We start from the raw sequence: 18,061 nt of genomic DNA on the forward strand, positions 1-18,061 counted from the left end.
TCTATATTCTTATCTGCGTTTATCTGCGTTCATCTGCATTCATCTGCGTACTAAAAAAAGCCTTTGCTAATCATCAATTAACAAAGACTTTCTCAACTAATAACTACTGCATTTTGCAGAACTTTCTTTCTCGATCGCGCTCCGGTTCTTGCCAAGAATAAGCGAAATGACTTACAGTATTGATTTGGGGCGCGATTTGGCGAATTGCTTGCATTTGTGCTTCTAATGAGGGACGATTACCAAAAGATTGACCCCAATTTCCGGCGATCGCAGGTCGAATATCAGTACTATTAGGAGCTAAGTTGATTACTCTTTGCAACTCTTGCACAATACAACTGGTAGTTCCACAATCTGCATAAATCATCGGATGCCATTCAATAGTACTCGGAAACCTGTCCCAAGGTTGTACCCGCGAATCATAACCTTGACCAACAGCCTTATTTCCACCAGGGAAAAACACCGCACCAGAAGGTAAACCCAATCGCTGCACTGGTTCAATTGCTGCTGAAAGGAAGTCTATCACTCCTTGGGCAGCATGAGCTACAGTTAATTGCCAAAGTTCGGTTTGTAAATAAGGCTGGCGTTGAGCAGGAGGTAAAATATCTTTACTTAAATCAGGAATCCTTCCTTGCCACAGAGGTTCCGCTTCTTGGGGATAATCTTGATCGATTTGAGCAATATCACCACTATTAACAAATCCCTTACTTAAAAACCTGCGAATTAATTCCCGACCTTTATAGTTTATTGCTCTTTGCAACAACACTTGTTTAGCAGCATCGCCATAAATCCACAAATCTTGCACTTTTGCAGCTACGGAAGCTTGACCCATGCCTCTGGGATAACGAATATAATCAAACAGCATTCCATCAGGTTTACGTTTAAGTATTGCCTGAATTAGCCGATTGTAATCCTGTCGAGCTTGGATATTATAAGGATCGATAAATGCCTTACTAGCATCACCCTTAGCTAAATCGGTATCTATACTAGCCTCATTCACCACATCTAAGCTAGTTTGATTACGACCATTCCGCGCTATTACTTCTCTGCGATCGGGCCTTTGAGCATAAGCATAGCCGAAATTCATCGAAAATAACCACGCATAAACCTTTAGTCCCCGTTCCCGACCTTTTTGGATTGCTTGTGCTAACAAATCAACTTTTTCTGACCCAGGTACTTGAATAACCGATTGCCAAGGAGTCGAATTATCTGCTTCAGGTAACAATACTTGCGCGTCGTAAAAGACCTCCACATAAACTTGGTTATAACCTTTACTAACAATCCGATCCATAATGTAATCTAAAGAACCGGGTCGCAGATCGCAAGGGTACAAACGTAACCAAATAGCTTGATTGCGGGGCCAATTTTGCTCCCGACACTCTTTTAATTGTTTTGCTTGTTTAGAAATCAGATCTTTGTAGCTTCTTTGTGCATCTTGATTTCCTGCTAAAGCCATCTGTCGAAGGCTTTCTTTTTGTTTCGTCATTTCAGCTGATAATTGACAAGGTACTAGGCTTTGTGCCTCACTTGGTTGAATTCCCCAGTGCTGACTAATTAAGCCAGTAATGAAAATTCCGGCGAAAAACCCGCTACAGAAACGCACTTGGCGGCGTGTAATTGTGGTTAGAGATGGCATCAATCTGAAATAACCTTTCATGCTATCAAGCTGAAAATCAACGACAAAACTGAGAATCAAATTTAGATTGCACCCAACTTGCTTCCTAAAGCAGGATACTCCTTTTTTGACCTAATGGATAGAACAAAAGTTGCCAAAAAAAACCCCGCTACTGAATAGCACATAGCGGGGAAAGATTAGCTTTTTTAGATCAAAGATTTACATTTAGACTAACCATTCTTCGATCGCTTCTTCCTTAGTATTCGTATTCCGTGACGGAGTTTCACGATTAAACTTCATGTGAATCGCTCTAGTTTGCTCGCCATCAGCCGCCACCGCCATAATCGGATAGTCAATTAAACCATCCTGGAACGACATCTGGAAGCGGAAAGTCCCATCTGGATTCAACTTAATCGGACGACCACCAATAGTAACCGTAGCATCCGGTTCAGTCGCACCGTAAACAATCAACTCAGCATCCGCAATCAACCAGAACTTGCGCGGACGAATCGGAGGCGCAGAAGCAGAAAAACCAAGTCCAGAAACCGTAGGCGCTGCCCACAATCCTACCCCTGAAGGAATAATATAGGAACTCAAAGCCTGTTCATAAGAACTCACCGCATAAGAACTCACCGCGTAAGAACTTACAGGAATCTGATACGAACTCACTGCGTAAGAACTAATCGCTGTTTCGTAAGAGCTTAACCCGTAAGAACTAATCGTGTAAGAACTTACAGGAATTTGGTACGAACTAACAGCATAAGAACTCAAAGCGTAGGAACTAATCGCAGTTTCGTAAGAACTTAATCCGTAAGAACTAATCGCGTAAGAACTTACAGGAATTTGGTACGAACTAACAGCATAAGAACTCAAAGCGTAGGAGCTAATCGCTGTTTCGTAAGAGCTTAATCCGTAAGAACTAATCGCGTAAGAACTTACAGGAATCTGATACGAACTAACAGCATAAGAACTCAAAGCATAAGAGCTAATTGCTGTTTCGTAAGAGCTTAATCCGTAAGAACTAATCGCGTAAGAACTTACAGGAATCTGATACGAACTAACAGCATAAGAACTCAAAGCATAAGAGCTAATTGCTGTTTCGTAGGAACTAACAGCGTAAGAACTCAAAGCGTAGGAGCTAATCGCTGTTTCGTAAGAGCTTAACCCGTAAGAACTAATCGCGTAAGAACTTACGGGAATCTGATACGAACTAACAGCATAAGAACTCAAAGCATAAGAGCTAATCGCTGTTTCGTAGGAACTAACAGCGTAAGAACTCAAAGCGTAGGAGCTAATCGCTGTTTCGTAAGAGCTTAACCCGTAAGAACTAATCGCGTAAGAACTTACGGGAATCTGATACGAACTAACAGCATAAGAACTCAAAGCATAAGAGCTAATTGCTGTTTCGTAGGAACTAACAGCGTAAGAACTCAAAGCGTAGGAGCTAATTGCTGTTTCGTAAGAGCTTAACCCGTAGGAACTAATCGCGTAAGAACTTACGGGAATCTGATACGAACTCACTGCGTAAGAACTAATCCCTTGTTCGTAGGAACTTAACCCATAAGAACTGAGTGCGTAGGAACTGACTACTCCGTATGAGCTCATTACTTCATAAGAACTGACTACTCCGTATGAGCTCATTACTTCGTAGGAACTGACTACTCCATAAGAACTAACGGCGTAGGAACTGAGAGCATAGGAACTAATTGCTTGTTCGTAAGAACTTACTCCATAGGAACTAAGAGCGTAGGAACTAATTGCTTGTTCGTAAGAACTTACTCCATAGGAACTAAGAGCGTAGGAACTAATTGCTTGTTCGTAAGAACTTACTCCATAGGAACTGAGAGCGTAGGAACTGACAGCGTAAGAACTCATTGCTTGTTCGTAGGAACTGATAGCGTAAGAGCTTACGGCGTAGGAACTTACTGCGTAGGAACTCACGGCGTAAGAACTCACGGCGTAAGAACTCACGGCGTAAGAACTCACGGCGTAAGAACTTACGGCGTAGGAACTGAGGGGTACGGTGTAAGAACTTACGGAAAAGGAACTAATTGCGGGAACGTAGGAACTTACGCTAAAAGAACTCAGTTGTACAGAGTAAGAACTGACGGCGTAGGAACTTACTGCATAAGAGCTAACTGCTTGTTCGTAAGAGCTAACTGCGTAGGAACTTACTGGTTGCATGGAGCCTGGTACTTGCTGCATGGAACCAAATACGGAACCTGCGATGCGTTGTGCTTCGGCTTCTTCTGCTAGTTCAAAAATTTCTTTGGTAGCAACGCTAACAACTTCTGCTATGCGCTTTTCTGGGGGAATTAATTCAAAGAATGTTTTGCCTTTGAGTTCTTCATCCCAAGAAACGGTGATAAATTGGTCTTCAACCCAGTCTGAGGGATAGATGGGTGGGATGCGGATGGCAGCGGAACGAGCTAAGAGTAACCAGTAACCGTCAGTGCGTCTGTAACCAATTTCTACTACGTAGTCGCGATCGCTCACTGGAATCGGCAAATACCACTCCCTTGCTAGTTCATCACAGGGATATTCCTGAATGCTATGTGGACTTTGGTAATCCGGGTTGATATCTGTAACATCGTACAGTCGTAGCGCTAACTGTTGTCCACCTTGGCGGCGCAATTCTTCTTTCGCTTCATTGGAAATGTCCCAATAAGCATAAGCCCATTGTGGATCGCGTGGCATTAAAACTATCCGGCATTCCCCGTAACCAGAGGGAAGATCGGCTAGTCCATCGTCTACTTTGGAAAGATTAATTTCGCTAATCTGTTCTTGACCCAGGTCATATTTTGCCGCTTCCACTATTTCTTGTGCCTCCATTTGTGTGATTTTAAATTGAACGGGAACTTCTTCTACTTGTAGGTGTTGTTGTACTTCTAAAATTGCTGCTAATAGTTGCGATTTCCGCATTCGACTATAACGAGAAATGCCGTATTCGCTGGCAACCTTTCGCAATTGTCGTAAGGTCATGTCTTCTAAAGGGGGACGTTCTTTCGTCATCTGTTCTTTCTCCAGTTGTTGTAACGAATTTTAAGTCTGCTACTTTTAAAGCGATTATTTTTGTTCATTTTTAGCTCGTTAACACCTCACAAATTTTTCTTTTCATCCGCTTTTCTTTGGGTTTACTATGTTTGGATAAAATTCAGTTTTCAGGGATTTTTTTCAATTAACACTCCTTGTTTGGACTAAATAAATTAGATTATTTTTTCGATTTTTTTTGGGATCGTGGGGATCGCTTTCTTTACAATATGTTGCAAAAACTCTGGCTGAAGGTCAAGGGGTTTTAACCATCATCCTGAGTACATTTACGTGATTATGGGATACTGACGTGACAATATGTCATGAATTCATGACATTAGCTATTTAGGCCATTTCAGCTATGTCAAGTTTTCCTGACATAAGCTGCTTCGGGTATTTTTAAATAATTAAATTCACGATCGAACACAAGCCAAGATGAAATTGTTTGTTCATGACTTGTGCCGATCGCGCAGCGTTGCGTAGCAAATCGTTCAACTTTTCTAATATCACTGATAACTATTTTTTAATCGTGATACTTTTAATTTTCCACTGACCATCTTGACGCACTAAATCATATCTCACGCGCAGGTTAGGACTGTTGTAAGACTCTTTTTCAATGGTTCTATCTCCTTGCAGAGTTGTTACTGATTCACTCACTTGTGCTTCTACTCTGGCCTCGTCATCTGTTGATTTCACAACTTTGACTGAATCTTCCTTAACGCTGTGTTCGTACCTGCGATACTTGTTTTGGCTTTGAGTTGATTGTGCGAGTTTACGCCAGCGAGCTAAAGCTGGGTCAACTAAAATATTACCGAGTGCATCAATTTCATGTTGAGGGCTAAGAGCTTTGGATTTGGTATCTAACCAGAGGACGATCGCTTGTCGAGCCACATCTGGAGTAATTGGGCCAGCCGTATTTAAAACTGCGGTACTATTTTCCGGGGTAGGTGTAGGAGTCGGTTGGACTTGTTCTACTGGTTGCTGTACTTGCGGTTCAGGTTTGCGAGTCAGCGCTTGAATAATCCAACTCAGTAACAGTATGGAGAGTCCAATTCCCAATAAACCAATGATTGCTAGAACCACAAAAGGCACTTCCCGATCGCTTCTCCCCCTGCGTCTAGGTGACAACCAATCTTGCCAATTTGACCATTGATTGGCTCGTTGAGCGCGTCTGTTACTCGCGGGAACTGATACTCCCCGAAGCGAGGGATCGCTTTCTCCTGTGGTTTGACTGGTAGCTGTTCCGGCTCCTTGAATTACTGTTCTTTCAACGACTTGGTTTGGGTCTCCACCTGTGGTTCCTTGTACTACTCGCTCGGCAGTGGGTACAGTTTGTAAGTTGTAAGTGCCGGAATTTTCTAGATTGGCAGCGGTGGTATAAGTTCTGACATTAGCGTTTTCCCTAGATGCTTCGGCTTGGTTTGTAGAGTAAGCTAAGGCGCGTCTTCCTGCGGCTGTGGTAGTACCGAGACTAGCGACTCTCGATAGGCGATCGGCTGCGATCGCTTCCCAATCAGTTACACCTTCAGTTTCTGGTGGCAATGCCTCCAAACTACTTTGTAATTGTTCATCAGCAAAGTATTCTTTCAAAGATACTTGTTGATTTACCAAATCGCGGAAATGAGGAAAAACTTCTGACTGTAACCAATGTTCGCTGTACAAACAAAGTCCAGGCAATAAATCCGGATCGCCTTGGGAATGTTCCCGAATAAAAGCTAAAGATTGGTACTCCCCAGATAACTCCAACGCTTGAGAAGCTTCTTCCGTTTGTCCCAACAATAGCGCCGCTACAGCCATTTCCAAATAAACATCTTGGCGCTTCAACAGCCTGGTCAGTAACATTTTGGCACGACGAATTAAGCCCGGTTCCCTTTCCGTAAATCCCCTGGCTAACAGCGCATAAACTGCCAAATAAGTAGCGACTGCGGAAGGACGACGCGCTTCTTGCTCAAATAAAGCTTGTTGTTCAGTAACGCTGAGATAGCCACGTAATTGTTGAATGAACCGCAGGAATTCATCTACATTTAATCCCGATTGATCGTTGCCATTGCCATCAATTCCGCCCCGTTCTTGAAGCATTTCTCGTAATAACTGCAATCCTTGATTACGAGATTCAATATTTTCTTCTGGCAAGGCCAATAATTCTAAAATTCGGTAGGGTCGCAGTTTATAAATATCTGCTTGAATTTCCCCCCTAATGTTAGGAAATAACCCTTCTCGCAATAATAACTCTTGTCCAACATTTAAGGTAGTAGCGGCATTTTCATAACGCCTTTGCTTCCATTGCTCGCGGCCTAATTCCAAGGAAGCTTGAGCAACTGTTAAAACTATATCTGGTCGAACAATTTTTGGTTCACCGAATCGACCGTTTTCAATGTCAGTATTGCTACTTATCAGATAAGAACGTCCGAGTTTTAAGACTTGTTCATATTCTCCTAATTCTGCCAAAATTAGTAAAGCACCCAGAAATCGATCGTCGTTAATTTCGATACTGGGAGAGTTAGGGTCGATGTTGATAGTAGGAGTTTCTTCTGAATCAGTAGTTACTGACTCAGTTGGTTCCTCGGTTGGTAGTTCGTAGTTTTTGGCAAACGTAGTGTCATAAGATTGTCGCTGTTCAGGGTTAGCAAGAACGGCGTAGGCTTCATCAATAAGTTGTTTCCGAGAGGCGATCGCCACTTCCGAATACTCCCGCCTTGGTAGTTGCATAGTGCGATCGCGATACGCCTGTTGCAACTGTTCGGCTGAAGCCTGAATAGGCAAACCTAGAATTCGATAATAGTCTAGTGGAATACGCACAGGCCACTTCCCCAGCAGCAAAGAACTATAAGTTAGCTTATGTTATCTAAATTCACGCCACTAAGAAACAGTTTATTTACTTTTCGCAGCTTTGGTGGCGATCGAGTTTATGATATCTCTTCTGTCAAGACCCTGCACTATGTCCAGGGATTTTAGATTTCAGATTGCCGATTTTAGATGGGATTGGTTTATGCTCCTACCAAATCTAAAATTGGTCAAGCTAATTCTACCAGTTAAGGAGGTTTACAGCGATTAGTATAAGCTAAAAGATACTGCGAAAATATTAGTTTTAGGTTTTGCCACGAGGATACAACAATATTTATGGTTCAGGAAAGAACTTTGCCCTACTTTGATACGGCTACAGCGCAAATTGACAAGTCAGAAGGTTTGCGACTCTATGAAGACATGGTTTTAGGTCGCTTTTTTGAAGATAAGTGCGCTGAAATGTACTATCGGGGCAAAATGTTTGGTTTTGTCCACTTGTACAACGGTCAGGAGGCGGTGTCTACTGGCGTTATTAAATCTTTACGTCAGGATGAGGATTATGTTTGCAGTACCTACCGCGATCACGTTCATGCTTTGAGTGCGGGTGTTCCGGCGCGAGAGGTAATGGCAGAGTTGTTTGGCAAGGCGACTGGCTGTTCTAAAGGTCGGGGTGGTTCGATGCACATGTTTTCCTCGGAGCATAATCTTTTAGGTGGTTATGCGTTTGTGGCGGAAGGCATTCCGGTGGCGACTGGTGCGGCTTTTCAATCTAAGTATCGTCGGGAAACGATGGGTGATGCTAATGCCGATCAAGTGACTGCTTGCTTTTTTGGCGATGGTGCTTGTAACAACGGTCAGTTTTATGAGTGCTTGAATATGGCAGCGCTGTGGAAACTGCCGATTCTTTATGTGGTAGAAAATAATAAGTGGGCGATCGGCATGGCTCACGAAAGAGCCACTTCTGAACCAGAAATCTTCAAGAAAGCTGCTGCTTTTGGTATGGCTGGCTACGAAGTTGATGGCATGGATGTGCTTGCCGTGCGTCAAGTGGCGCAGGAAGCAGTGGCGCGTGCTCGTGCTGGTGAAGGCCCAACTTTAATTGAAGCATTAACTTACCGTTTCCGGGGTCACTCTTTGGCTGACCCAGACGAACTTCGCACTAAAGAAGAGAAAGAGTTTTGGTTTCCTCGCGATCCAATTAAGAAGTTGGGAGCTTATTTAACTGAGCTTAACTTGGCTACTGAAGAGGAACTAAAGGCGATCGAACAAAAAATTCAAGCGGTTGTAGATGATGCAGTAGAATTTGCTCAATCTAGTCCTGAACCAGATCCTAGCGAATTACATCGCTTTGTCTTTGCCGAAGATGAATAATATGGGTAGTTGGTAGTTGGTAGTTGGTAGTTGGTAGTTGGATTAATTAATTTTCTTACCTATTACCTACTACAACTTATCTTCACCATCATTTGGCAAAACTAGCGTATGTTTGGGGAATAGTTTGTTTTTTTGGATCTGGATAAGGAGTTTTTTGGCAAAATGCCATAATTCCCGGTTTAAATCTTGTTCTTCACCGGGTTGATCTGGGGCTAATTCTCTAATTGATCGCGGATAAAATCTGTGTGTTCTGAAGAATTTAACCCGGATTGTAAAACGGTTAAAACTTCCGCTAAATTACCTTGAAGTAAAGCAGAAACACTCAACCATAAACCAGGGAAAATTTCACTTTTAATTATCCCATTGGCATCGGGTTCTAAAGTTGAATATTCACCATTTTTTAATCTAAACCAATCAAATCTCTTGTTATAAATTTGCCAGATTAAATATTCTTGGACTCCGTTACGACGATAAACTTTTAATTTATCGTGTAAGTCGTAAGAGGCGCTACTAGCAGCAATTTCTACAATTAATTCTGGTGCGCCTTCGATATAGTCATCATCAGCAATTCGAGATTGTCCGCCCAAATTTTTATCAATTCTTAACAGTGCGTCTGGTTGTGGTTCGTTGTCTAAATCAAGACGAACAGTGGCGTTATCAAATAATTCAACACCAGGCGTTGCTGTACTATAGACAAACAACCAACCAATGATTTGACCATGAGGTTGAGCATGATTTCGAGCCCGCACTGCTGAGGACATATAGACGACTCCTTCGATTAATTCAGCTTTTTTGAGTTCTGGCATTGCTTGGTAACGTTTCTCGAATTCGGGGCGAGTGAGTCGATCGCCATTTTCCAGCGGTAGTGTTACAGTTTTTTCAACGAGCATATTTTGAAGATGGGAATTTTTTGTTCTCAGTTACCAAGATAAATTAAAGATTGACAGGCAAGATGCTGTTCTACGGGTTCGTAAGTGCGATCGCATACGCAAATCACAGCTACAAAAGGGTAATATGAAAGTTTGACGAAACCAAACTCCTCTCTTAACACCAATGGCAGAAACACTACTCTTTAATGCACTCCGGGAAGCTATCGATGAAGAAATGGCGCGAGATCCAGCTGTATTTGTCTTGGGGGAAGATGTAGGTCACTATGGCGGTTCCTACAAAGTTACCAAAGACTTATATCTGAAATATGGCGAATTGCGGGTGCTGGATACCCCGATCGCCGAAAATAGTTTTACTGGGTTAGCAGTCGGTGCAGCAATGACGGGACTGCGCCCAATAATTGAAGGCATGAATATGGGTTTTCTATTGCTTGCCTTTAACCAAATTGCTAATAATGCTGGAATGCTGCGTTATACTTCCGGTGGAAATTTCAAAATTCCAATGGTGATTCGTGGTCCCGGTGGTGTGGGTAGACAATTAGGTGCAGAACACTCGCAACGGTTAGAAGCTTATTTCCAAGCAGTTCCGGGTTTAAAAATTGTCGCTTGTTCCACACCTTACAATGCTAAAGGGTTGCTGAAATCTGCGATTCGTGATGAAAATCCAGTGCTATTTTTTGAGCACGTTCTGTTATACAACTTGAAAGAGAATTTGCCAGAAAAAGAGTACTTGCTGTCTTTGGATAAAGCGGAAGTAGTGAGAAAAGGTGAAGATGTGACAATTTTGACCTACTCGCGGATGCGCCATCATGTGCTGCAAGCTGTAAAAACTTTGGAAAAGCAAGATTTCGATCCAGAGGTAATCGATTTAATTTCTCTGAAACCTCTAGATATGGAAACCATTGGTGCTTCGATCGAGAAAACCCATAAGGTAATTATTGTCGAAGAGTGCATGAAAACAGGCGGTGTTGCAGCAGAGTTGATTGCTTCAATTAACGATCGCTTTTTCGATGAATTAGACGCGCCTGTATTGCGGCTTTCTTCCCAAGATATTCCCACTCCTTACAATGGAATGTTGGAGCGTTTGACTATTGTCCAGCCAGAACAAATTGTCGAGGCGGTGCAAAAAATGGTAGCGCTACGAGTTTAGATTTTTTAACATAACACCCGCCAAAGAAAGCTATCATAGCATTTATCTGTGCGGGTTTTGTTATGGGTAAACAACGTCCATTATTAGCTGTTATAGTTGTTCTGGTTATCGCTGCGATCGTAGTTCTGGTGCAGTTTCCCATCCGTTTGGGGTTAGATTTGCAAGGCGGTTCGCAACTGACGCTGCAAATTAAGCAGACCGATCAAAAAAGAGAAATTACCGAGCAAGACCTAGTAGCGATCCAAAATGTGGTAGAAAAACGGATTAATGCTTTAGGTGTTTCGGAAGCTGTGGTACAAACAGTGGGTAACAATCAGTTGTTGGTGCAGTTACCAGGTGTGAAAGACCCCCAAGAGGCGGAAAGGGTTTTGGGTGGTACGGCGCAGTTAGAGTTTCGTCAGCAGGCGAGTAAGCCGGAAGTTCAAGCGCAATTACAGGTAAGACAGATTGAGTTAGGTGCGTTAAAACAAAAACAAGCTGAGTTGGCAAAGAGTAATGATGAAGCAGCGATCGCTGCTAATGCGGCTCAGATTAAACAAAAAATAGCAGAAATTCAAGCTCTAGAATTACAAATTTATGAGTCTATAGGATTGACTGGGAAAAACTTAACCAATGCTGCACCACAAACTGACCAAACTAATCAATGGAATGTAGCGATCGAGTTTGATAATGAAGGAGCAGAAAAATTTGCTCAACTAACTAAAAATATTGCCGGAACTGGACGAGGAATCGGCATTTTCTTAGATAATGAATTGATTAGTAACCCAATAGTTGAAGCTCGATATGCTAACACGGGAATTGTTGGTGGTAGAGCAGTAATTAACGGCAATTTTGATGCCAAATCAGCTAATGAATTAGCTGTACAACTACGAGGCGGTGCTTTACCTTTCCCTGTGGAAGTAGTAGAAAACCGGACAGTGGGGGCAACTTTGGGAAGAGACAGTATTCAGAGTAGTATTTACGCTGGAGTTTTCGGTCTAACTTTAGTATTAATCTTCATGGTGGTTTACTATCGACTACCGGGAGCGATCGCTGATATTGCATTGTTAATTTATGCTTTGCTAACCTTAGCAGCTTTTGCTTTATTAGGCGTAACTTTGACTTTACCAGGGATCGCTGGTTTCATTCTCAGCATTGGCATGGCAGTAGATGCCAACGTGCTAATTTTTGAAAGAACCAGAGAAGAATTAAGGGCTGGTAAGAGTTTATATCGCTCTGTAGAATCAGGGTTTTATCGAGCTTTTTCCAGCATTTTAGATAGTAATGTCACGACTTGGATCGCCTGTGCTGCCTTATTTTGGCTAGGCACGGGTTTAGTAAAAGGTTTTGCTTTAACGCTGGCACTTGGGGTAGCGGTGAGTATGTTTACAGCTATTACTTGTAGTCGCACGTTGATGATGTTGGCAATTACAATTCCTGAATTTCGGAAACCAGAATTGTTTATGCCGAAAACTGAGGTGGTGCGATGAAATTAAATGTAAATAAAAATCGGAATAAATGGTGGCTGTTCTCTTCTATCATCCTGATTAGCGGACTAGTTGCCATGCTAATTTCTTGGGCAACAATTGGCGCACCGCTGCGTCCGGGTTTGGATTTTGTCGGCGGTACGAGGTTACAATTTGAGTTGAATTGTTCCCAACCTAATAATTGCGATAAACCAATTAATATTGCAGAAGTTAGACAAATTGTTGAGGCGCAAGATTTACCATCTTCGAGTAGTATTCAGTTAGTAGGAAGCGATCGCACAGGCTTTTCCATCCGCACGAAATACTTAAATGTAGATGAACGAACTAAACTACAATCTGCTCTAGAACAAAAACTTGGTAAATTTGACCCAAAAAAGACCTCAATTGATACAGTTGGGCCAACACTTGGCAGACAACTTTTTGCTTCTGGTTTAATTGCATTACTAGTATCTTTTGCCGGAATTACTGTTTACTTGAGTTTTCGATTTCAGTTTGACTACGCTGTATTTGCTTTAGTGGCATTAGTACATGATGTGTGGTTAACTTGTGGGATTTTTGCCATCTTAGGTCTAGTTTTAGGTGTGGAAGTCGATAGTTTATTCTTAGTAGCTTTGCTAACAATTATCGGCTTTTCAGTTAACGACACAGTGGTAATTTACGACAGAATCAGGGAAATAATTGCTAAAGATGGAAATCGTCCCATAGGCGACATTGTAGATGATGGGGTAGATCAGACTTTAACCCGATCGATTAATACCACAATGACCACTTTGTTAACCTTGTTTGCCATCTTCTTATTTGGCGGTGAAAGTCTGAAATACTTCGCCTTAGCCTTAATTATTGGCTTTAGTACAGGTGCTTATTCCAGTATTTTCATTGCGAGTACTCTATTAGCTTGGTGGCGAGAACAAACTGGCAGAAGAATTCCTGCTGCAACAAGTGGCAAGCAAATTAGTACTACGCCCAATTCAGAAGAAGCTTAAATTAGATAGGTAAGTTGTTGCGCTTTAGCGCTTTTATTAACATTGGCAATAAGAGAGCTAAAACGCAATAATATACTCTAACTAGCAACTTAAGTTAATAGAATGATGAAAAAAGATGAAGATAAATTAGAAATAATAAATGCCCAAGTAGATCCAAATTTTGCTACACAAGTGGAACGACTACTAAAAATTACAGTTTATGGCAGATGGTTATTTCTCGGCTTTCTTTGGCTAACAATTGGTAGTTTAAGCTTGTGGGCTTTGCGGTACGAAATCGCTTTATTACAACAACATTTTACTTGGGTTGCTGTTAGCTATGGTCTAGCATACAACCCTATACCTGCAATGGGGTTAGGTTTATGTCTAGGTATGACAGTAGCAGTAATGCTGTGGCAAAGTCGCAATTTTTTAGTAGGAATGCCGCCAGCAGAAAGGCGGCGCTTAGAACAACAAGTGTTCCACATTCGCCAACAAGGAAAAAGCCATCCTTTATGGAATTTAGTTTGCCAGTCTAAGAAGAAGGGCGGTTAATTTAACGCAGACGAGTTGTTAACATTATTCCCCCAACTAACATTAAACCAGCGATCGCAGCAGGTTCAGGAATAGAAGTAGTTGCTTTATCAGTAGAAATGCTAACTTTAAAGTCATTGAAATCGATAAATCCAGATGTAGTATCTCGATCGAATTTAATCCCATCGGTACTAAATTCTAACACTGCGGCTTGGGCGGGAGATGCAGCCAGAGTGAGGATGCTTCCTGTTAATAAACTGAGGTAAGTTAAGGTTGATTTGATGGGCATGATTTTCCTTTTTGAGATAACTTGATGCGATACAAAGTTTATAAATATATAGCCAGTCTAAATGAGTCATGAAAGAAGTAAAAGGGTAATCTGGTAAAATAAGAACGGCTTGTAACCGAGAAGTAGAAATGAGAGCAGTAGAAGATTCAGAAGTTAGAAAACAGCTAAAGACTCTCGAAGATTTTATTAAAAGTAATCCAAAATCGGCAGAAATGAAGAGAGCATTAGCAGCTAAATTGGCGTTAGAGGGATATCGCTATGAGAAAATTACAGAAATTTTAGCAGTCTCAGTAGGGTTTATCAGTAAATGGTTTAATGCTTTTAAAGTCGGCGGTAATGAAGCTTTAAAATCCAGGTATAAAGGCACAGAAAGTTATTTAAGCCCAGAAGAAAGAGCGGAAACAATTGCGTGGTTAATTCAGCAAAAAGCTTGGGATATTTCCGAATTAGAAACTTATTTAATTGACAAATATGATGTAGTTTTTCAATCGCGACAAAGCTATTATCAGATTTTTCAAGAAGCGAAAATCTCTTGGCAAAAAGGAGAACAGGTGAATCCTCGATATGATGCAGAATTAACTAAAAAAAAAACCAAGAAATTGCCGCACTTCTCGAAAAACATCGCACCGAAATAGAGGCCAGAAAGCTGGTGGTGTATATTATTGATGAATGCCATCTACTCTGGGACGATATCTGTGGTTATCTGTGGAACTTCATCAAAGAACCAGTGAAAATTCCACTGTTGAATCCCAAAGAAAGACAGACTTATTATGGAGCTTTAGATCTATTAACGAAAGAATTTATTCTCGACCCTTATCCCCAAGGAAATGGAGAAAACACTGTCAATTTTGTCACTCAACTACAACAAAGAAATCCGGGAGCCAAAATTTTATTGATCTGGGATGGAGCTAGTTATCATAGAGGAGAGGAAATGAAAAAATTTTTAACTCAACAGAATCAAGAAATGACTCCCGAAGAATGGAATGTTACTTGTCATAGATTTGCGCCTTACGCTCCCCAAGAAAATCCTGTAGAAGCAATTTGGCTACAGTTAAAAAATTTACTAAGAAGATTTTATCGGTTTGGTAAAAGTTTTGCCATTGTGAAGCGGTTATTTCAGCTTTTTGTTGATTTCAAACTTTTTAATGTTCCTAACTTTAAAAACTACGATGCTTTTTCACAATTCATTTAGACTGGCTATATTGATTAACGATTAACTACTCCTCTACCTTTTGGTTGATTATCAAATCGCTATTTTTGCCTCGATATGAATAAAAAAGCTATTAGAAAAGAATACGAAGCATACAGCGTCCAAGGTTTTTATGAAAAGTTTGGTGATGAATATAGAAACCCACATGAACCAATAATCAAGCGGATTATAGAAGAGTCTGTTAATAAATGGCAATTAAATTACGATCGCGTTTTAGACTTAGCTTGTGGTAGCGGTGAAGTTACTTTAGCTTTGCAAACTTTGGGGGTAACTAATATTGATGCGATCGATCCTTACACTTATAATGCTTATTATCAACGCACAGGTAAACAGGCAGAAATTTACACTTTTGAAGATATTGCAACTGGAGTTTTAACAGACAGACATTACAGTTTAATAGTGTGTAGTTTTGCTTTGCATTTAGTAACCGAATCGCGTTTACCTTTGCTACTTTATCAGTTGAGTTTGATTGCAGATACAATGGTAATTGTTACGCCGCACAAGCGCCCGCAGTTAAAGGCAGAATGGGGTTGGATATTTTTAGATGAGATTATAATCGAAAGGGTGCGAAGTTGGTTGTTTCAAACTCCGTAAAACCAGCGGAAATCTTCATCTTTTTCACTCAACTTTACCCATTCTACACCTAAGTTTTGCAATTTTTGCACTAAGCGATCGCACGCTGGTCTTTCTGTAGCATAATGCCCAGCATCGATTAAAATTAAATTGCGATCGCGTGCTTCTTGAAATTGATGAAACTTGCAATCCGAAGTTAAATAAACTTGCGCCCCAGTTTTCACCACAGCAGCAATAAAACTCGCACCGGAACCGCCTAAAACCGCGACTCTAGTAATATTTTGCTGCCAATCTACCGCAGGAGAAAAGATTAAATCAGGTGGCGAAAGGCGAGTTTTAACTTGTGAAAGTAACTCTTGCAAAGTCAAACTTGGTGATAAATTTCCCACTCTTCCATAACCTAATCCATCTTGAGTTGGCGTAATCGGAGTTACTTCTTTTAAATCTAAAATTTGCGCCAACACATCAGCCGTGCCATCATTAACTCGATCGAAATTAGTATGAGCAGTATAAACCCCAATTTGATGAGAAAAAGCTAATCTCACCATTTCCGAAATTGGGTTTCCGCTGCGAATAGATTTTAATGGGCTGAAAATCAACGGATGATGAGCAAAAATCAAATTAATATCAATACCTTGATTGCGAAGCGAAATAGCTTCTTGCATCACCGCCAAAGTCGGAGTTAAACATATCAAAACCCTCGCTGGCGCATCCAAAATTCCTGGTTCAATTTGCCAACCGCAGTTATCCCAATTTTCTTGCCATGCTGGGTTAGCCCAATTTTCAAACCAATTGATTAATTCTGCAATTTTCATAGGTAAACGGTCATCGATATATTTAACTTTACCAGCATTTAGGGAGCAGAGGCGCTGAGAAGAAATAAATTATCTCCTTGTCCCCTTGTCCCCTCGTTAGTTATGAGTTTTAAGTTTTAAGTTTTGAATTAATAACTTAAAACTCATAACTCAAAACTCAAAACTCGCCCTTGTCCCCTTGTCCCTAAAAATTAGGATTCTTAATTATGATGTGGGATTGACAGTCAAAGGTAATTTCTCCTTGTTGCTGCAAAGTACTGAGTAAGCGGGTAACAGTAACTCTGGTGGTGCAGCAAGCACTGGCTAAATCTTCATGAATTAAACGCACACATATCCGTGTTCCTTCGGATACAGCTTCACCAAATTGTTGTTGTAACAGTCGTAAAAGACTATGCAATCTATCTTTAACTAATTTTTGCCCAGAAATGGCTAACATTGTTTCTGTTTGTTTCAATCTTTGGCTGATTTTCGGCAACAAAGCTTGGCATAAGTGGGGATAATTATTTATATCTGACATGGGAATAGAAACTATTTCCACTGTCTTAGATAAAGCAGTTGCTTGATAGGCTTGTAATGATGTGAGACTGGAACTAAAAACCATTTCTCTTCCAGCAAATCCTACCAATACTTCTTCTCCATGTTCGGTGATTGTGGTTAGTTTTACTAATCCTTCTGTAACTAACCAAATTACATCTTTGGGAAGGGGAATAATTTCTCCTCTGTTATAATTAAAGGAGCGGTGTTCAACAGTAAAATCTGAGTAACTGTCTGGTATGTTGTTAAGCGATCGCTTTTCCTGAGAAATATCTCGCAATAACCAACGTATCTCTATTAAGTTGCCTTCGCCATCAAACAAAGGTACTAACCGCAAAGCTGCATCAAACTCTTCCCGATGACGTGGTTGGATGCGTACTTCTATTTCTTGTACTCGGTCTTGACCTTGTAACCTATTAAGTTCGCTACGAAATTTCCAACGGTCTGATTCGACAACAAAAACTAACAAAGGTTTACCAATTAAAAACTTTTGTGGCAAATTAAAAAAGTTACAAGCAGCACGATTAGCTTCCCGAATTACTCCCCCAACATCTGTGACTAGCTGAGAATCAAGTGTAAAGTCAAACAAATTTTCATATCTTTGCCGTTCGGCTTCTATCCTCATTCGTGAGGCGGCAAGTTGTTCATTTTGAATCATTAACTCATCTAAAGCTACCTGTAATTCTTCGGAAATCACCCCCAGTTCTTTTAACGCTTGAGCTAACGTTTGTGATTGTGATGCACCAATGCCCGCATCTCGGAAAAGCTGATGTATTCTGCTATTGACTGTTTCTACTTGCCTAGTGAAAATATCAACGTTCATAATTTTTGTCAACTTAATCGATTC

General features: G+C 41.0%; 13 protein-coding genes and 2 pseudogenes. 7 read left to right on the top strand and 8 right to left on the bottom strand.

The genetic code is table 11. From position 1 onward, the window contains the following. Nucleotides 1–103: 103 nt before the first annotated feature. From ACE1CA_RS22080 to ACE1CA_RS22095, 4 genes and pseudogenes are all read right to left on the bottom strand, one after another. A complete protein-coding gene (locus ACE1CA_RS22080) occupies nucleotides 104–1,654 on the bottom strand; it encodes a glycoside hydrolase family protein (RefSeq protein WP_413279733.1) in 1,551 nt (516 codons plus the stop codon). Between the two features lie 183 nt (nucleotides 1,655–1,837). Continuing rightward, nucleotides 1,838–2,218: pseudogene (locus tag ACE1CA_RS22085) on the bottom strand (DUF4912 domain-containing protein); the annotation flags it as partial. 1,407 nt (nucleotides 2,219–3,625) lie between these two features. Next, nucleotides 3,626–4,624 (bottom strand): annotated as a pseudogene (locus tag ACE1CA_RS22090) (DUF4912 domain-containing protein); the annotation flags it as partial. Nucleotides 4,625–5,158: 534 nt separating this feature from the next. Further along, nucleotides 5,159–7,441, bottom strand: a complete 2,283-nt coding sequence (locus ACE1CA_RS22095) for an IMS domain-containing protein (protein ID WP_413279734.1) — start codon at nucleotides 7,439–7,441, stop codon at nucleotides 5,159–5,161. Nucleotides 7,442–7,762: 321 nt separating this feature from the next. Between ACE1CA_RS22095 and pdhA the strand changes: the two genes are divergently transcribed. Beyond that, nucleotides 7,763–8,797, top strand: a complete 1,035-nt coding sequence (gene pdhA / locus ACE1CA_RS22100) for a pyruvate dehydrogenase (acetyl-transferring) E1 component subunit alpha (protein WP_413279735.1) — start codon at nucleotides 7,763–7,765, stop codon at nucleotides 8,795–8,797. A 212-nt stretch (nucleotides 8,798–9,009) separates the two neighbouring features. Here the strand turns inward: pdhA and ACE1CA_RS22105 are convergent, their stop codons facing one another. Further along, nucleotides 9,010–9,687, bottom strand: a complete 678-nt coding sequence (locus tag ACE1CA_RS22105) for a Uma2 family endonuclease (RefSeq protein ID WP_413279736.1) — start codon at nucleotides 9,685–9,687, stop codon at nucleotides 9,010–9,012. 163 nt (nucleotides 9,688–9,850) lie between these two features. On the opposite strand from ACE1CA_RS22105, the gene ACE1CA_RS22110 reads away from it, so the two are divergent. The 4 genes from ACE1CA_RS22110 (at nucleotide 9,851) to ACE1CA_RS22125 (ending at nucleotide 13,814) form a co-directional block, all read left to right on the top strand. Beyond that, a complete protein-coding gene (locus ACE1CA_RS22110) occupies nucleotides 9,851–10,834 on the top strand; it encodes an alpha-ketoacid dehydrogenase subunit beta (protein ID WP_413279737.1) in 984 nt (327 codons plus the stop codon). A 62-nt stretch (nucleotides 10,835–10,896) separates the two neighbouring features. After that, complete coding sequence (gene secD / locus ACE1CA_RS22115; RefSeq protein WP_413279738.1) at nucleotides 10,897–12,303, top strand: protein translocase subunit SecD; 1,407 nt, start codon at nucleotides 10,897–10,899, stop codon at nucleotides 12,301–12,303. Next, nucleotides 12,300–13,283, top strand: coding sequence for a protein translocase subunit SecF (gene secF, locus ACE1CA_RS22120; RefSeq protein ID WP_413279739.1), 984 nt, complete (start codon nucleotides 12,300–12,302; stop codon nucleotides 13,281–13,283). Before secD ends, secF begins: the two co-directional genes overlap by 4 nt. Before the next feature lie 102 nt (nucleotides 13,284–13,385). Continuing rightward, the gene (locus ACE1CA_RS22125; protein WP_413279740.1) at nucleotides 13,386–13,814 is read left to right on the top strand and encodes a hypothetical protein; all 429 of its coding nucleotides are present in this window, start codon (nucleotides 13,386–13,388) and stop codon (nucleotides 13,812–13,814) included. 1 nt (nucleotide 13,815) lies between these two features. Here the strand turns inward: ACE1CA_RS22125 and ACE1CA_RS22130 are convergent, their stop codons facing one another. Continuing rightward, a complete protein-coding gene (locus ACE1CA_RS22130; RefSeq protein WP_413279741.1) occupies nucleotides 13,816–14,082 on the bottom strand; it encodes a PEP-CTERM sorting domain-containing protein in 267 nt (88 codons plus the stop codon). A gap of 128 nt (nucleotides 14,083–14,210) precedes the next feature. Here ACE1CA_RS22130 and ACE1CA_RS22135 point away from each other — a divergent pair. After that, nucleotides 14,211–15,274 (top strand): IS630 family transposase gene (locus ACE1CA_RS22135; RefSeq protein ID WP_486517407.1). Its coding sequence is split into 2 segments (ribosomal slippage): nucleotides 14,211–14,667 and nucleotides 14,667–15,274, totalling 1,065 coding nucleotides; the frame shifts between segments, so codons are not numbered across the junction. 75 nt (nucleotides 15,275–15,349) lie between these two features. Continuing rightward, nucleotides 15,350–15,886, top strand: coding sequence for a methyltransferase domain-containing protein (locus ACE1CA_RS22140; RefSeq protein ID WP_413277734.1), 537 nt, complete (start codon nucleotides 15,350–15,352; stop codon nucleotides 15,884–15,886). Here ACE1CA_RS22140 and ACE1CA_RS22145 read toward each other — a convergent pair. After that, nucleotides 15,874–16,680: a Nif3-like dinuclear metal center hexameric protein gene (locus ACE1CA_RS22145; RefSeq protein ID WP_486517482.1), complete on the bottom strand. Its 807-nt coding sequence runs from the start codon at nucleotides 16,678–16,680 to the stop codon at nucleotides 15,874–15,876. The genes ACE1CA_RS22140 and ACE1CA_RS22145 overlap by 13 nt on opposite strands. Nucleotides 16,681–16,864: 184 nt before the next feature. Then, entirely contained in the window at nucleotides 16,865–18,037 is a 1,173-nt protein-coding gene (locus tag ACE1CA_RS22150; protein ID WP_413277732.1) for a PAS domain-containing protein, read from the bottom strand. Between the last annotated feature and the right edge of the window lie 24 nt (nucleotides 18,038–18,061).

This window comes from Floridaenema evergladense BLCC-F167 (assembly GCF_041929205.2).
Lineage (GTDB): Bacteria > Cyanobacteriota > Cyanobacteriia > Cyanobacteriales > Aerosakkonemataceae > Floridanema > Floridanema evergladense.

What these genes read in the sequence shown, in the direction of transcription:
- ACE1CA_RS22140 (WP_413277734.1), top strand. Translation starts at nt 15,350, where the DNA reads ATGAATAAAAAAGCTATTAGAAAAGAATACGAAGCATACAGCGTCCAA.
- secD (WP_413279738.1), top strand. Translation starts at nt 10,897, where the DNA reads ATGGGTAAACAACGTCCATTATTAGCTGTTATAGTTGTTCTGGTTATC.
- secF (WP_413279739.1), top strand. Translation starts at nt 12,300, where the DNA reads ATGAAATTAAATGTAAATAAAAATCGGAATAAATGGTGGCTGTTCTCT.
- ACE1CA_RS22080 (WP_413279733.1), bottom strand. Translation starts at nt 1,654, where the DNA reads ATGAAAGGTTATTTCAGATTGATGCCATCTCTAACCACAATTACACGC.
- ACE1CA_RS22145 (WP_486517482.1), bottom strand. Translation starts at nt 16,680, where the DNA reads ATGAAAATTGCAGAATTAATCAATTGGTTTGAAAATTGGGCTAACCCA.
- ACE1CA_RS22150 (WP_413277732.1), bottom strand. Translation starts at nt 18,037, where the DNA reads ATGAACGTTGATATTTTCACTAGGCAAGTAGAAACAGTCAATAGCAGA.
- ACE1CA_RS22110 (WP_413279737.1), top strand. Translation starts at nt 9,851, where the DNA reads ATGGCAGAAACACTACTCTTTAATGCACTCCGGGAAGCTATCGATGAA.
- ACE1CA_RS22125 (WP_413279740.1), top strand. Translation starts at nt 13,386, where the DNA reads ATGATGAAAAAAGATGAAGATAAATTAGAAATAATAAATGCCCAAGTA.
- pdhA (WP_413279735.1), top strand. Translation starts at nt 7,763, where the DNA reads ATGGTTCAGGAAAGAACTTTGCCCTACTTTGATACGGCTACAGCGCAA.
- ACE1CA_RS22130 (WP_413279741.1), bottom strand. Translation starts at nt 14,082, where the DNA reads ATGCCCATCAAATCAACCTTAACTTACCTCAGTTTATTAACAGGAAGC.
- ACE1CA_RS22105 (WP_413279736.1), bottom strand. Translation starts at nt 9,687, where the DNA reads ATGCTCGTTGAAAAAACTGTAACACTACCGCTGGAAAATGGCGATCGA.